The organism is Anabaena sp. EIM26 (genome assembly GCF_057568715.1).
The window spans coordinates 68,385-81,171 of the sequence record NZ_JBWNLG010000004.1 but is presented as its reverse complement, the minus strand read 5'-3'; the positions used below and the strand labels follow the sequence as shown (position 1 = coordinate 81,171).

19 protein-coding genes are annotated in these 12,787 nt (G+C 40.2%); 7 read left to right on the top strand and 12 right to left on the bottom strand.

The window, feature by feature from the left end; genetic code table 11:
• Nucleotides 1-136 precede the first annotated feature (136 nt).
• Together AC012T_RS28235 and AC012T_RS28230 are read right to left on the bottom strand one after the other, a co-directional pair.
• Nucleotides 137-739 carry a glutathione S-transferase family protein gene (locus AC012T_RS28235; RefSeq protein ID WP_487067455.1) on the bottom strand — a complete coding sequence of 201 codons (603 nt, stop codon included), beginning with the start codon at nucleotides 737-739 and terminating at the stop codon, nucleotides 137-139.
• Nucleotides 740-971: 232 nt separating this feature from the next.
• A complete protein-coding gene (locus AC012T_RS28230; protein WP_438893392.1) occupies nucleotides 972-1,121 on the bottom strand; it encodes a hypothetical protein in 150 nt (49 codons plus the stop codon).
• Between the two features lie 204 nt (nucleotides 1,122-1,325).
• Between AC012T_RS28230 and AC012T_RS28225 the strand changes: the two genes are divergently transcribed.
• Nucleotides 1,326-1,883, top strand: coding sequence for a TetR/AcrR family transcriptional regulator (locus AC012T_RS28225; RefSeq protein WP_438893391.1), 558 nt, complete (start codon nucleotides 1,326-1,328; stop codon nucleotides 1,881-1,883).
• A 151-nt stretch (nucleotides 1,884-2,034) separates the two neighbouring features.
• On the opposite strand, the gene AC012T_RS28220 is transcribed toward AC012T_RS28225, so the two are convergent.
• A complete protein-coding gene (locus AC012T_RS28220; protein ID WP_487067452.1) occupies nucleotides 2,035-2,886 on the bottom strand; it encodes a M90 family metallopeptidase in 852 nt (283 codons plus the stop codon).
• Between the two features lie 172 nt (nucleotides 2,887-3,058).
• Nucleotides 3,059-4,645 (bottom strand): ATP-binding protein, encoded by a 1,587-nt coding sequence (locus tag AC012T_RS28215; RefSeq protein ID WP_487067450.1) that lies wholly within the window; start codon nucleotides 4,643-4,645, stop codon nucleotides 3,059-3,061.
• 218 nt (nucleotides 4,646-4,863) lie between these two features.
• On the opposite strand from AC012T_RS28215, the gene tumA reads away from it, so the two are divergent.
• Together tumA and AC012T_RS28205 are read left to right on the top strand one after the other, a co-directional pair.
• Complete coding sequence (gene tumA / locus AC012T_RS28210; RefSeq protein ID WP_487067448.1) at nucleotides 4,864-5,094, top strand: antitoxin TumA; 231 nt, start codon at nucleotides 4,864-4,866, stop codon at nucleotides 5,092-5,094.
• The gene (locus AC012T_RS28205; protein WP_487067446.1) at nucleotides 5,084-5,320 is read left to right on the top strand and encodes a hypothetical protein; all 237 of its coding nucleotides are present in this window, start codon (nucleotides 5,084-5,086) and stop codon (nucleotides 5,318-5,320) included. The genes tumA and AC012T_RS28205 overlap by 11 nt, the downstream gene beginning before the upstream one ends.
• Nucleotides 5,321-5,376: 56 nt before the next feature.
• Here the strand turns inward: AC012T_RS28205 and AC012T_RS28200 are convergent, their stop codons facing one another.
• The 6 genes from AC012T_RS28200 to AC012T_RS28175 form a co-directional block, all read right to left on the bottom strand.
• Nucleotides 5,377-5,802 carry an HNH endonuclease gene (locus AC012T_RS28200; protein WP_323313870.1) on the bottom strand — a complete coding sequence of 142 codons (426 nt, stop codon included), beginning with the start codon at nucleotides 5,800-5,802 and terminating at the stop codon, nucleotides 5,377-5,379.
• Entirely contained in the window at nucleotides 5,799-6,155 is a 357-nt protein-coding gene (locus AC012T_RS28195) for a hypothetical protein (RefSeq protein ID WP_487067444.1), read from the bottom strand. Before AC012T_RS28195 ends, AC012T_RS28200 begins: the two co-directional genes overlap by 4 nt.
• Before the next feature lie 25 nt (nucleotides 6,156-6,180).
• On the bottom strand, nucleotides 6,181-6,474 hold the full coding sequence (locus AC012T_RS28190; protein WP_487067442.1) for a nucleotidyltransferase family protein: 294 nt from the start codon (nucleotides 6,472-6,474) through the stop codon (nucleotides 6,181-6,183).
• Nucleotides 6,471-6,698, bottom strand: a complete 228-nt coding sequence (locus AC012T_RS28185; protein WP_487067440.1) for a hypothetical protein — start codon at nucleotides 6,696-6,698, stop codon at nucleotides 6,471-6,473. Before AC012T_RS28185 ends, AC012T_RS28190 begins: the two co-directional genes overlap by 4 nt.
• Before the next feature lie 93 nt (nucleotides 6,699-6,791).
• Nucleotides 6,792-7,274: a hypothetical protein gene (locus AC012T_RS28180; RefSeq protein ID WP_487067438.1), complete on the bottom strand. Its 483-nt coding sequence runs from the start codon at nucleotides 7,272-7,274 to the stop codon at nucleotides 6,792-6,794.
• Complete coding sequence (locus AC012T_RS28175; RefSeq protein WP_487067672.1) at nucleotides 7,267-8,628, bottom strand: AAA family ATPase; 1,362 nt, start codon at nucleotides 8,626-8,628, stop codon at nucleotides 7,267-7,269. The genes AC012T_RS28180 and AC012T_RS28175 overlap by 8 nt, the downstream gene beginning before the upstream one ends.
• Before the next feature lie 527 nt (nucleotides 8,629-9,155).
• On the opposite strand from AC012T_RS28175, the gene AC012T_RS28170 reads away from it, so the two are divergent.
• From AC012T_RS28170 to AC012T_RS28155, 4 genes are all read left to right on the top strand, one after another.
• Nucleotides 9,156-9,776 carry a primosomal protein gene (locus tag AC012T_RS28170; protein WP_487067668.1) on the top strand — a complete coding sequence of 207 codons (621 nt, stop codon included), beginning with the start codon at nucleotides 9,156-9,158 and terminating at the stop codon, nucleotides 9,774-9,776.
• Between the two features lie 443 nt (nucleotides 9,777-10,219).
• Nucleotides 10,220-10,465, top strand: coding sequence for a hypothetical protein (locus AC012T_RS28165; protein WP_487067666.1), 246 nt, complete (start codon nucleotides 10,220-10,222; stop codon nucleotides 10,463-10,465).
• 18 nt (nucleotides 10,466-10,483) lie between these two features.
• Nucleotides 10,484-10,645 (top strand): hypothetical protein, encoded by a 162-nt coding sequence (locus AC012T_RS28160; RefSeq protein WP_487067664.1) that lies wholly within the window; start codon nucleotides 10,484-10,486, stop codon nucleotides 10,643-10,645.
• 186 nt (nucleotides 10,646-10,831) lie between these two features.
• Nucleotides 10,832-11,221: a hypothetical protein gene (locus tag AC012T_RS28155; RefSeq protein ID WP_487067662.1), complete on the top strand. Its 390-nt coding sequence runs from the start codon at nucleotides 10,832-10,834 to the stop codon at nucleotides 11,219-11,221.
• 165 nt (nucleotides 11,222-11,386) lie between these two features.
• Here the strand turns inward: AC012T_RS28155 and AC012T_RS28150 are convergent, their stop codons facing one another.
• On the bottom strand, nucleotides 11,387-11,932 hold the full coding sequence (locus AC012T_RS28150) for a hypothetical protein (RefSeq protein WP_487067660.1): 546 nt from the start codon (nucleotides 11,930-11,932) through the stop codon (nucleotides 11,387-11,389).
• Between the two features lie 33 nt (nucleotides 11,933-11,965).
• On the bottom strand, nucleotides 11,966-12,748 hold the full coding sequence (locus tag AC012T_RS28145; RefSeq protein WP_487067658.1) for a DUF6753 family protein: 783 nt from the start codon (nucleotides 12,746-12,748) through the stop codon (nucleotides 11,966-11,968).
• Nucleotides 12,749-12,787: the final 39 nt, after the last annotated feature.

The window sequence follows — 12,787 nt, the reverse complement described above, 5'->3', positions numbered from 1 at the left end:
AGGCTTTGAGAATTGTGGTGAGAAATCCGGGTACCGTAATTCAGATAAGATCACCTTGCTGATCGCTCTTCCAAACTCTAATAAGCTATGTGCCTTTGCTAGATTTGTGATATTCAAGATTATGGCTAACATTTGTCTAGATTCCTAACATGGGAATATAACCAGGGAGTTGTTTAACCCGTTCAATCCAATTCAAAACATGAGGATAGGCATCAAGTTCAATCTTGCCATCTCTTGCTAGAGCAATATAGGGATAGATAGCAACATCAGCGATTGTAGGATGCTCAAATTCTAACCAATTGCGTGTACTTAAATGCTGCTCAAGTTGCTTGAGAATAAATTCGGCTTTTTGCGTTGCCCGTTCAACATTGATGTTAGTTCCAGCCCCAAATAAATAGTAGAGACGAGCATTTTCTGGACCTTGACGCACTTCACCCGCAGCCGTTGACAACCAACGAATTACCTGTGCCATTGGTAGTGCATCCACAGGTAGCCACTGTTCACCGCCATATTGTCGTGCTAGATATACGAGAATTGCTTGTGCATCAGCAAGTGTTGTTTTTCCATCTACTAACAAAGGCACTTGTCCAAAAGGATTGATTGCCAGGTATTCCGGTGACTTATGTTCACCCTTCATCAAATCAACTCTGACCCATTCATATTCAAGATTTAGCAGTGATAACATTAAACGGACTTTGTAGCTGTTACCAGAGATTTCGTGACCATGTAACTTAATCATTGTTTTTCCTTCAGTATGTATTGATTAAATAACGGCTGGAATTGTTGCTAGAGATGGTAGATGAATATTTACCAGAGGCGATTCCTACGGAGCGCTGAGTGCTTTGCACTCCCGTCAGGGATACGCTATCGCCTAGTACACAACGGCGGAAATCAACCAACGGCTCGACTGAGCTTCGCCGAACGTCCATTAAAAATCCCTATAAAGCCTATGTAATCTGCTTTTTTAATTTTTAATTATCAATTTTTAATTCCGAGAAAGCGGTACTAGTGTCTTCTGTGCGGCGAATATCATGCCAGATTTGGGTGGCTGCCAAAGCGCCGTGGCAATTACCAATATTCCAGGTTTTGCCAGGGTAAGCAGTCGGCTGACAATAATTCACGTTCTAAGGGAAATAGCAAAGATAAGAACCAAAGCTGATCCTGACAAACTCGGTTATTTGTCTTGATCTGAGGAATGTTGCCTGGCGTGGGGTTCATATCTGTAACCTCTGGGAAGCTTATTTAGTGTACCGTTCGTTCGGTATGCAATTACTGTACCGTTCGTTCGATATAATTGTCAATAGATAAATTCCTCTTTTTTGCCAATGTCTAAACAAACCTATGTGCCAACTCTGCTCAAACTGTTTCGCCAATATGGTTATGAGGGTGTAACGCTCTCCAAAATTGCCCAAGCAACGGGGCTGGGGAAAGCCAGTCTCTACCATCACTTCCCAGGTGGTAAGGCAGAAATGGCTGCTGCTGCTCTGGCTCAGGTTAATCAGTGGCTAGAGGCGAGTATTTTGCAGATCCTTGATAGTCAGGAAAAACCTATCGACAAATTTCAGTCCATGTGTGAGGAAACGAGTCGCTTTTTCAATGCGGGGCAAAATTCCTGCCTATGGGCAGTTTTGGTGATGGAACAATCGAGTGATGATCTTTTTCACTCACAGATTGGTTGGGCATTTTCTCAATGGATTGAGGCGATCTCTAAAGTCCTTATCACCGCAGGATTGGATGAAACTTTAGCAAAGGAACGCGGAGAAGATGCCATGATCGCCATTCAAGGCGCATTGATTCTTTCCCACGGATTGCGAGATTTTGCTCCATTTCAGCGAATAATTAAACAATTACCGCAACAACTCTGTCGGGATATTCAAAGCTGACAGAATGATTGTTCTTGTGAAGGCATCAAAAAGGGGGTAGTTAGGCGAATTGGGAGAGCGATTTTATCTGATGGGGTGACAAAAGAGGTATTAAAAAACCAGTGCTTGCTACCACGTCTTTTGCTCAATCCTCAATTCTTGTATCGCTTTCTTATTTGCCAAAATTGACAGGAGAAGGATAATTCCACTGCACAGGATCTAGATGATAGTAACGTTGTAGTTGCTGATAAACTGCCGGATAATGAGATAACAATTGGTGTGGTTTTTCAAAGAAAGTCTCAGTCGCTACAGCAAAAAATTCTGCGGGATTTGTTGCACCATAACTATCTATGACATTATTGACTCCTTGGAGAAAATCGTTACAAAGTTGTTGATATGCTTCGCTCATCACTTTAGCCCAAATCGGATAGTCAGAATTGCGTTGTAAAATCGGTACACCTTCAGCTTTTCCATCTTCTTGATCTAACTGATGGGCAAATTCATGGAGGATAACATTATGCCCATCTTGCCAATTAAAAGTATCCTGTTTTATCTGTTCCCAAGACAATATTAACTGGTCTTTTGTCCATGATTCCCCTAGTCTGGCTACACGCTTTTCCTCAACAACATAATTATCAATAGCAGTTGTTTCCTTGACAATATAGGCACTGGGATAAACCAGAATTGAACGCAGTCTGGGGAAATATTCTCCTCGTTCATTGAGTAGAAGTAAACAGGCAACAGTCGAAATTATCAGTTTCATTTCCTCTGTCACTTGTAAACCTCTACAGCCAATAAATTGCTTTTCGGTTAAAAATACTTGAATATGTCCTTGAAGTCGCCTTCTTTCATCTGATGACAGATAGAGATATATAGGAAGATTATTCTCAATAACGGCATTCCAAAGGGGAGGAAAAGGGCGATGTTTGAGACGATTTCTTCTCCTTTTTATGAGGATGGGATTAACTAAAATTAACGTGATGATTAACCCAATAATGACAAAGACAATAATTGTTTCAATCATTGATTGTTGGTCGCATTACTGCCATATTTTATAAAAATTTAAAATCATATATAGGAATCATATTTAATTACTGAAAACCTCAGTACATTTTCCGTATTCACTCTCTACACAGATAATTTCATAAATCAAATGCTAATTATATATTAGCTAAATTGTTGAGGATAAAACCAGCTTATTCAAATAACTCCCGATGCTGATAAGCAAACCGTGAAACATCTTCACTCGACACAGGTTGAGCATAAATAGCCTGATTGCGAATCGCTTGCATCTGTTCTGATTCTCGCTCCATAGCTGGAGTAAAGAGCGATCGCTGTTTCAACAAATCCTCAAACTCAATTCGCCCTGCTCTAGCTTGAGCAAAAGCGTTCTCAGCACAACGACGCACAGCATTACCAATTTCGGCTGGAGTGCAAATCCTATATTCAGTCAATAACCTGCGCCATTGCTCATCACTCCAAGGTGAATCATTACCTGCAAAAGCTGGAAAATACTTAGCTAAATGTAAATTGAAAACTTCGTATCTTGCCCCCTCGTGGGGTAAATCTACAAAAAAGATATCATCGAAACGGCGCACTAATTCCGCAGGTAACATTTCTAGACGGTTGATAGTAGCAATGGTATAAACAGGTTCTTCATGTTCCTGCATCCACGTTAACAATCCCGCAGACAACCGCCGGGCTACACCTCCATCTGCATTCGCGTCCCAACCTGCAAAACCTTTATCAAAATCATCCCAGTAGAGAACGCAGGGAGCAAGGGATGTTACCAAAGCAATAAATTCCTTTAAAGCTCGGTCAGGATGAGGACTACCCAATAGTACACCCCAATTAGCAGCTAACAGTGGCAAGCCCATTTTCTTGGCTGCTAACTTGGCAGATAAACTTTTACCTGTTCCTGGTGGTCCCCATAACAACATTCCCGTGGGAAACTGCAAATTATATGTTTGTGCTTCTGGTTGTAGCAAACAGGTAATAGTTGCTAACCTTTTTGAGAGTAAATCTAACCCCGCAGATGAAGGGATATCCGGTTGGGCAATGTACTCTAAACCCCGTCCTCGTAATTTGTTAACTTTATGCTCAAGAACTAATTGGGCGATGTCCTCAAGTTGATCTGTAAAACCTAAACATTGCTGTAGTAGCAGATTTATCTCACCTCTGGGTAAACCTTGACAGGCACGAATTAGCAATTGCAGTGCTTGGTTGGTTGAAGCTGTGTTTGAGTAAGAATAGCCATTGGCTAAAGTCGAGTACGAACAACAATCAAAAAACTGCTGTACAATCAATTGCACCTGCTCTTGATTTGGCAGTGGATTAGACAACACCGGAATAAAAGGCTGTAATTCTAGAGGCAGCTGAACGTAAGTTTCTAGTAACACCCAATAATTATCTTGCTGATTCCACAAAGCTTGATGATAAGCATTCAATAGTTGATAACTCAGTTTTTGACTAATTTTACTACTGTCATCTTCGTTGAGCATCCCCTCTAATAAATAAATACCTGGTTGATAGTCTGACAAAAGATACTGAAGAATATCCTCATTGTTACCCCTATCTGTTGACTGTAAGATGTACTGACCTTGATGCTGAATTAATTGCTGTAGTTCGCAGTAACCGGGATTCCAGAGAAAAACTGACAAAGACCGTTCCTCACCCCAATAGTAAAATTGCTGTAAAATCTGCATTCTGTCAGGGGTATGATATTCCACAGCCACAATTGCCGTATTTTGGTTAGCTAAGGCAGTCCAATCTGTCAACTTCATTAATCTTGTTTGAACAACATACTTCCTCCTTATAGAGTAAATTGATTACTGATGCCTTAGCCTTATGGACAATTATCAGTATCCAGCAGACTATGTTTTTTATTTGAGCAATAGCGATATCTTCAACGCAACGTAGGGTAGTCAATAATCATATTCACAAAGTCTATCTGATTAGGATTGCTATATGATTAAGTTAATCAAATTAAACAGATAAATAAATGCGTAAACAAGTTATCGAATATACATCTCCACTAGATGCGTTGATTGCCCTTACCAAACAGTTAAATGTTTATGAAATCAAGTACCAAATGAGTTCAGAAGATTTTTTTGCCAAATATAGCCAAGGAAAAACTTCTGATGATGAAGTGTTTGTCGAATGGGCAGGAAATTATCAGCATTATCTAGCTTTACATCAAGAAATAACCAGCAAACTCCAAGATGTCACGTAAACTTATCCAAGCGTATTTAGATGAAATTGAGCAACTTTTACTCAATTGCTCTAATGCATACATTGAGGAATATAGCGCAGTCATTTTAACGACAGAGCGGGATAATCTCCGCATTAGGGTACGTTTTGCGATTAGATATTTACTAGCAGTCAGTGAAGCCTTTGTTGTTGTAGATAATCAGATTAAATATACTGCTTTTAGTGATGGTAAAAAAGCTGAACCGTAGCCCATACAACCGCCACATCAACCTGCCAATATTTATATATCAGCATATTGTCTAATTCATTCATTTTTATTTAATTCCAACTGAGCAATTATCTTACGGACAGGCAGATACTCCACACGATTCACCCGCAATAACTTAACAGTCACCCGCCCAATTGGCGTTAAAGGCTGAATCATACCGCTTTCTACATCAAACAAAAAATGCTCACTCCAATTATCCTTTCTCGGATGATAAAGTCTCACCGTATCACCAGATTCTGGATCAATTGAAGCAATATCACTACCTTTAGCCTGATTACATAGCGAACAGGACAGCGCCAAATTTTCTAACACCGTTGCACCATCATGTTTTTCTGCAATCACATGATCAATCTGATGAGTAGCCAAAACCAACATCTCTGGAATTAAACAATACTCACAACACCCCTGAGCGCGTTCAAATACAATTTGTCGTAAATTGCTAGGAATATAAGTTTTACTCATGCACCTTGTTGTAATCTGAGCAGAGCTTGAGCTTTAGCAAGACGCACTAAATGCTCAATAAACTCATAATGTTGCCACAGACACAAATCCCTTTCATCCAAACCTTGATTACGATTTTTGTCTAAAAGAGATTCAATTTCAGCCTGAACCATAGGCGAAAGACGGAGAGTTAAAATTTCTTGAGGAGATGGTAACTTTGCCAAAAACTCTAAAACTTCAGTTAGTCCAGAAAAACCCGTCGCCGGATTAGCACTAATTTCTCGCAATCCTAAAGCCAAAATTTGGGGTAAATCTTCCTTACGAGATTCTAAATTTCGCGCCATTTCATCAGGTATGTCTAAAGTAATTTGCATAATTTTTTGCTCTCAGTAATATAAATTAGGAGTTACGCATTGACAAAACACACTCACGAATCCGTGGTTTAAGCCCGTTCTTAGTAACAACATCCACCTTTAAGCCAAACAACTGACTTAAATAATCTCTAAATTCCACCAACATTATAAAAGTAGGCACTGTTTCATAATCAACCAAAATATCTATATCACTTGCTTCCGTCTCCTCACCCCTAGCATAAGAACCAAAAATCCCAATTTCTGTAATTTGATAAATTTCACAGAGAGATTGCTTTTGTAGTGATAAAACTTCCCGAACTTCATGAATACTTTTCATCATCTTTTATCGTCAGCCACAGTTAATTTAATCTTAACAAATACAATTATTTCCGCATTGCTTGCAATTTTTCCGTCCCTTCCAAGACTACACCCGACTTTCTGCTTCCATCGGTAAAACCTCTGCTCGTTGACGAATACGAGCAAGCACGTCATCCCTTTGCCCATAACGTTTTGCAACAAATCGCGGACTTCTTGCTCCATAGAAACCCCCTTTTGTGCTGCCAAGCGTTTAATGCGCTCAAGCAACTCATCAGATTATATTGCGAATCGTAATTGTTGCCATACTACCTCCTTTGCTAGTGCTAGTCTACTACTGGCTCATGTTGGCGTTTGGTGATAGTTCTGTAAATCTCTGTCTAGCGACCAAATAAACACTTCACTCATGGGGAAAAGTTTACACGATTTATTAAATTCTTCAATAATGCTGAGATCCCCGAAGCTTGTTCCTTCTTGTTTATCAGGGGCTTTGTTTTTGCCAGCCAAATCCGGGAACTGATCAATCCACATTAATATCTCTGCGGTGTTCGGGAATGTAGTAGTTCGCCAGGGAGCTTCGCCTGTAAATGCTTCCTTAACTGCTTTAACAAAACGGAGGGCTGTTTTTCTTCGCATTGTGCCGTCCCCATTTTGGGCAATATGATTGCCTGTTTCAAGAATGGTCGCCATAGGCAACAGAAAAGTACAGCCAGATTGAGCATAGGTCTGAAAATCTTCGAGAACTGATGCTCTATGTTGATTATAGTTAGGAACGTTGAGTATTTCCAGGAATATGCTGGTATCAATCAGGCAAATACTACTCATTGTCGTACTCCTGCAAACGAGACAGCCATGCCAGAGCTTGCTGTTTTCTGTCTTCAGGTGTGTGCGGTGACTTAACAAACCTATCCACTACCCCAGCAGTTACCAGTTGTCCCAATGGTCCTTGCGATATGAGACTGGGGAAATCGTACATATCCCCAAGCCTGATCAGGCGACTATTTCCTTGATTCCCTTCCTCTGGATCTCGGAAACAAAAGACTACATCGCCTAAAGCAGCATCGGGTAAAGCATCCATTAAGGCTGGGTTGTGTGTGGAAAGCAACACTCGTAATTTACGCCGCTCGGCAATATCTCGGATGCTAGACAGTAGATGCTTGGCACGGTTGGGATGAACACCGTTGTCAATTTCTTCGATAACTACCAAACTTCCTGCGGTTGCCGATAGCATAGCTGCTGCGATCGCTAACACCCGCAAAGTGCCATCTGATAACAATGCGGCTTCACAATAGCGACGGGTATTACCAAAAGTTTCGGCTAGTCGCACCATGACTTCATCCCGTGGACCAATAAGGAAATCTAGCCCATCTATAGCCTGTTCTGGTAAACTCTGGATAAAGTTGAGAATTGCCTGTTGATTTTCGGGTTGGTTCTCCCACAAGCGATAGAGAACGCTGGACAGATTAGTACCATCTTCTTGTAATCGCTTATCAGATTTGAAGCTGTACTCGCGCATTTTGGCGGGAACGGGATCTAGAAACAGGATATTCTGTAAGACTCGTTGATATTCGCGGACTGTCTCCGGAATTATCTTTTGGGAATTTTCATATTTGGCATCAAAACGGGCAGGGCTGTCTAATTGCACAAAGATAGCCATTTGATCACTGCACGTTATTCGTGGCTTGTTCTTTCCTTTGGTAAAATTGTTATACGCGACACTAACATCAGTATTTATCCCTTCAGAAGGCTGACTTAGCTCATATAGCGGAACTGGATTTGTCGAGTCAACAATTCGTTCGCTGCTGATATGCAGTTCTCCATCACGCACATTCAGAGTTATATTGAGTTCGTTCCACTCTGTTGAGTCTAAACGGCAACCGATAGTAAAACTTGATTCTCCCCGATGGCATAAGTCATTGACTCGACCGCGTACAACTCGGTCGGCGCTATTCACTGCATATTGAATACTAGAGAGTTTTTGCCCTTGTGCCAGCCATGACAGAAACCGCAAACCTTCTAGGGCGTTACTTTTACCTGCGGCATTAGCTCCTATTAGGACAGTCAAAGATCCTAGAGGCAATCGGCTCTTTGACAGGTGGGATAGCGAGTCTGTCGAACTGTTTAGAGTTCCGCTTGTACTGTAACTTTTAAAATTGGCGAGGGTAAATTCGGTTAGCATAGCATTCATATCATAATTATCCTCAAAATGCTCGATTTTATAGGGAAGCAAAGAGGAGATTACGCAAATATATTCGTCAGTATTCGCTCTTGTTGCTCCTGTTTAACTTTGCATTTTTTTACTGCTTTATTAAGTATGAATAAGCACATATAGCATTTCCTAGTCTAATGGGGTACAAATTTATCTGTGTTTATCTGCGCTCATCCTTTTCCATCTGCGGTTAATTCTTTTTGCTCATACGTCACTTAAATGGGAATTGCTATAGTAATCCTAAATAAAATGTGAATGCTTTATGTTGCCTGTTTTATGATTCAGTATGGCTACGCCTCGCCAGCTATGATAACTCAAATCGGATTGCTATATCACCAGAATAATCTGCTTGTTTATTTGGACATTTGCAAGTGTAAATAGTATCAGAGCAAAGATAGATTTGAAACCTCAATCAGGAAATTGGAAGTAAATGGAAATGAAAGCCGCGATTGCGGCAAGGAGGTGAAAAATTCACCTTCTTAAAGGAGGAAAGTAAAATGGCAATCGCCAAAACTCGTACTAACGGCAATACTCGCCATACAGCTAACGGTAAAACACCAGCAAAAGCAAATAATACAGCTTCCGCAACTAAATCAAAAGCAGTAAAGGCTTCACCGCAACAGGAAGCATTAGCCTTATTGAAAGAGTTGCGGAATTTAATCTTCAAAGAATATGGGATTAAATTACAGCTACGGGACTCCAGAATTTCTACTAAAGTCGGTCATGCAGCCCGTGAAAAACTCGGACTTGATATTGCCGCTCAAGTCAAAAAGAAAGGCGGTAATAAAAAATTTGATTGGCAGAAATGGAACACTAAATTATTTCCTAGATTATTTGGACAACCAGATACACTCCAATATGCCCCAGAAGTAGTTGCCATCTTCATGAGTATGCTGTACGACACCATCAGCACCGACCCAGAACAAGCAATAGCTGATTTGGTTGAATTCAACCGTGCATCACTAGAACGTCGCAATTCTTTCCAAGAACAAGAAGAACTTGATGATTTGGATGACGAACTTGACGAGGAATTGGATGAAGATTTAGATGAGGATGATGAACTCGATGAAGACTTGGATGAAGATGACGACTTAGATGAGGATGATGATGACGATTAATTGATTCTTAGCAATTGACAGAATTATAACTCAAAATAACCATGTATTGCCAACAATACAGGTTATTTTTTCCTGAATTTGAACAAGAAAATCCTGAAATTGAATGCATCTTATTTCGTAAAAACTTTTAGTAAGTAGTCGGACAAAATTAAATTCACTCGTTCAGAGAGAAAACTCTTAACAGAGAAATCAGTTGTGTAACTAATTCTGTCGCATTACTTAAAATTTGTGAATTTACAGACTGAATCTAGTAAATATAGTCATCGAAAAGGTGATTAAAACATCAACTTTATCCCTTCCGAAAGTAGTAGATTTGGATAAAAATTTAACTCTGTCACTTACCACAAAATATTGAACACAATCAACGAATTGGAATTACAGTGAATTGCATCTTTCGATGCTGTTTCTATGAGAAAAATCGAAAATATCAAGGAGTAATTCTCATGGTTAGCACTCGCAAAACTACCAAATCAGCACGTAAAATTGTCAAACACATTCCAGCTTTAGAGCGAGTAATTACTTATCAAGAGAAAGTCCACTTGATGCTCATTGAAGTATTAAGAGAAGAATCGGGTAGAGAATTAGCAGCTACCGCCAGATTTAATGAACAAGAGTTTGATTGGGAAAAACACAATGCCCAATTTCGTAAGGACTACATAAACACACCATTGAAAGAATTAATCAATTAGGCACGCCTACTTTACGGCTTGAATAATCTGGACGAAATTCGAGATAGACGTGCTGCTCATAAAGCTGCTCGCTCTAAACGCATGGACGGACTTAATGGTTTAAGTAACAACTCTAATGACTGGATAGATGACGATTTTGACCAAGATGAAGATGACGAAGATTTAGAAATTGAAGATTAATTATCATGCCCCAAATTATCTGCATCGGGGCATTTTGGTTTTCCACACATCTAATCCCAAAAGCAGAATTGAAGACAATAATTGCCACTGAATTCCAACCAGCAAAAAGTGAATTTTAATTTGGAAGGCATCTGTCGATGCTATCTCTGCGAGATGCAAGTAATTTGTTAATCCAAGGAAAATTGTATGCAACGTAATCAGCCTCAGGCCAAAGCTTTGAAAAAAGTCATGGAATCTCAGAAACAGGAAAATCCGAGGAAACGGAAACTCCAGCAGCAACAAATCAAAGCTTTAGAAAAGGTCATGGGATATCCAGACAAAGTACGGTTAATGGTACTGGAAGTTTTGCGAGAAGAAAGTGGACGAGAACTCGCTGCCAAAGCACGGTTTAGTCAAGAAGAATTTGATTGGAACGAACACAACACAGAGTTTCGCAAGGACTATGCTGATACTCCTATGAATGAATTATTAGCTTATGCTAAACGTTTCTATGGATTGAAAGATTTGGATGCAGTACGCGAGCGACGTAAGGCTCACAAACAACAACGTACAGCTAGGTTTGCTGAAGCATCTTAAGTATCTGCTGGTGAAACCAGTAGCCAAAGAGGCAAGGGGAAGCAGTTATTTCCTCTTGCCGTTGATCTGACGACCATCCCCTTGCGCCCTTTCCTCGTATTTAAGTGGGATAGCTTTTTTGCCCACTCACCCTTACCCGTAAAAACTCGTTATCTGGCTGAAAAATCACTTTTTTTTCACAGGTATCGGTTTGCAACCAACCCCACCAAACGTGGCAATTGTTGGACTAGAAAACCGACTATTCATTAAACTGAAAATTTCTTGGTTGGACAGTTGAGTTTTGTTCAGTTCAATTGTTGGTTTCTTTCCTGTTTTATTCACATAAATCAGGAGATCCGCCCAATAAAACTGCGGCTGGGAAGGTTGAGAATATTCAGGATAACAGCCTTTAGAGCTAATTGCTAATTTATGATCTACAGCAGACATTGCTGCCAGAGGAATACCTGTCTGAACCAATTTAGCTTCTTCTACTGGGCCCCACAAACGCAGCTTGTGCTTGATACAGCGTTTCCCGTCTTTAACTGGAGCAATGATATTCCCACATACGTTTACCGCAACATCATACATTGGTGGATAATTAGGTACAGAGGGACTCTGTGCTTTGGCTATATTACTTTCACTTTTTCCACTTATATCTACAGTATTAGGGGTACAAGCTGCTAGGATTATTCCTATTACTAATAGCCAAGTTGCACGAAGTTTGTAGCTCATCTTTTGTTTCACTCCTATTTCACAATTAAACAACTAATTTTTTGATTGAGAGACAAACTTGCGTTGATTAGAAGGTTGCACCCAAAGAGTACAAAAACCTGATACAGCTTTTCTGCTGTTTGCTCCCATTTCCAGTGTCACTCCCAAGCGTTTCACTTCCTTAGTACAAGCCAATTGACCAGCATTATCTCGACTCAATAAATCTCGATTCCATTCCATAAAATTGCGAGCAAACTTGCCTTCATTAGTGGTTGCCCATTCCAAGGCATTAGCTTCTTGTTGAGTCAGTTGGCGTGAACCAGTTGGGTCTAAATTGCTAGATTGATACCAAAGCATTCCCCACACACTGAGAACTCCACCCACTCCTGCGGTAATCAATAAGAGTATTCCAGCTACAATTAATGATGGAACTGAATGAATGGCACGCTCAAATTCTGTATGCTTGATTAATGTTGTGACTGCGTGAGCGATCGCTTTCTGCTGTCCTTTGACTGCTGCTTTTTCATAATTTTGCAGATGGTCATAAAGTTGGGTTTGCCACTGATCAAACATTGACTCCATTTCTTGAGGACTGTCTTCTAACAACACTTGTAGTCTGCCAGTCGCAATCATCATTAGAAATGCTGGATCATCGGGATCAAGTCCAGTTTGAACAACTATTTCCCAAACCCTGGCTTTAAAAGTGTCATCTTTACCACGAATTGCTAAATCTAGTAAAGTAGGGTAAGGAATTCGACTTAAACCTCTACCTCTAGCAGCGACTGAATCCAAAAAATCATCATCTAAATCGAGTTCTTCGGTGTGAGAATTCTTCATAGGATAACTGGGTAATTAGGAAACGAGCGAGTCTATGAC

Bases quoted from the DNA above. Each gene is read 5' to 3' on its own strand.
- AC012T_RS28190 (WP_487067442.1), bottom strand. From the start codon at position 6,474: ATGATGAAAAGTATTCATGAAGTTCGGGAAGTTTTATCACTACAAAAG.
- AC012T_RS28220 (WP_487067452.1), bottom strand. From the start codon at position 2,886: ATGATTGAAACAATTATTGTCTTTGTCATTATTGGGTTAATCATCACG.
- AC012T_RS28225 (WP_438893391.1), top strand. From the start codon at position 1,326: ATGTCTAAACAAACCTATGTGCCAACTCTGCTCAAACTGTTTCGCCAA.
- tumA (WP_487067448.1), top strand. From the start codon at position 4,864: ATGCGTAAACAAGTTATCGAATATACATCTCCACTAGATGCGTTGATT.
- AC012T_RS28170 (WP_487067668.1), top strand. From the start codon at position 9,156: ATGGCAATCGCCAAAACTCGTACTAACGGCAATACTCGCCATACAGCT.
- AC012T_RS28215 (WP_487067450.1), bottom strand. From the start codon at position 4,645: ATGAAGTTGACAGATTGGACTGCCTTAGCTAACCAAAATACGGCAATT.
- AC012T_RS28175 (WP_487067672.1), bottom strand. From the start codon at position 8,628: ATGCTAACCGAATTTACCCTCGCCAATTTTAAAAGTTACAGTACAAGC.
- AC012T_RS28205 (WP_487067446.1), top strand. From the start codon at position 5,084: ATGTCACGTAAACTTATCCAAGCGTATTTAGATGAAATTGAGCAACTT.
- AC012T_RS28145 (WP_487067658.1), bottom strand. From the start codon at position 12,748: ATGAAGAATTCTCACACCGAAGAACTCGATTTAGATGATGATTTTTTG.
- AC012T_RS28155 (WP_487067662.1), top strand. From the start codon at position 10,832: ATGCAACGTAATCAGCCTCAGGCCAAAGCTTTGAAAAAAGTCATGGAA.
- AC012T_RS28165 (WP_487067666.1), top strand. From the start codon at position 10,220: ATGGTTAGCACTCGCAAAACTACCAAATCAGCACGTAAAATTGTCAAA.
- AC012T_RS28180 (WP_487067438.1), bottom strand. From the start codon at position 7,274: ATGAGTAGTATTTGCCTGATTGATACCAGCATATTCCTGGAAATACTC.
- AC012T_RS28195 (WP_487067444.1), bottom strand. From the start codon at position 6,155: ATGCAAATTACTTTAGACATACCTGATGAAATGGCGCGAAATTTAGAA.
- AC012T_RS28150 (WP_487067660.1), bottom strand. From the start codon at position 11,932: ATGAGCTACAAACTTCGTGCAACTTGGCTATTAGTAATAGGAATAATC.
- AC012T_RS28200 (WP_323313870.1), bottom strand. From the start codon at position 5,802: ATGAGTAAAACTTATATTCCTAGCAATTTACGACAAATTGTATTTGAA.
- AC012T_RS28235 (WP_487067455.1), bottom strand. From the start codon at position 739: ATGATTAAGTTACATGGTCACGAAATCTCTGGTAACAGCTACAAAGTC.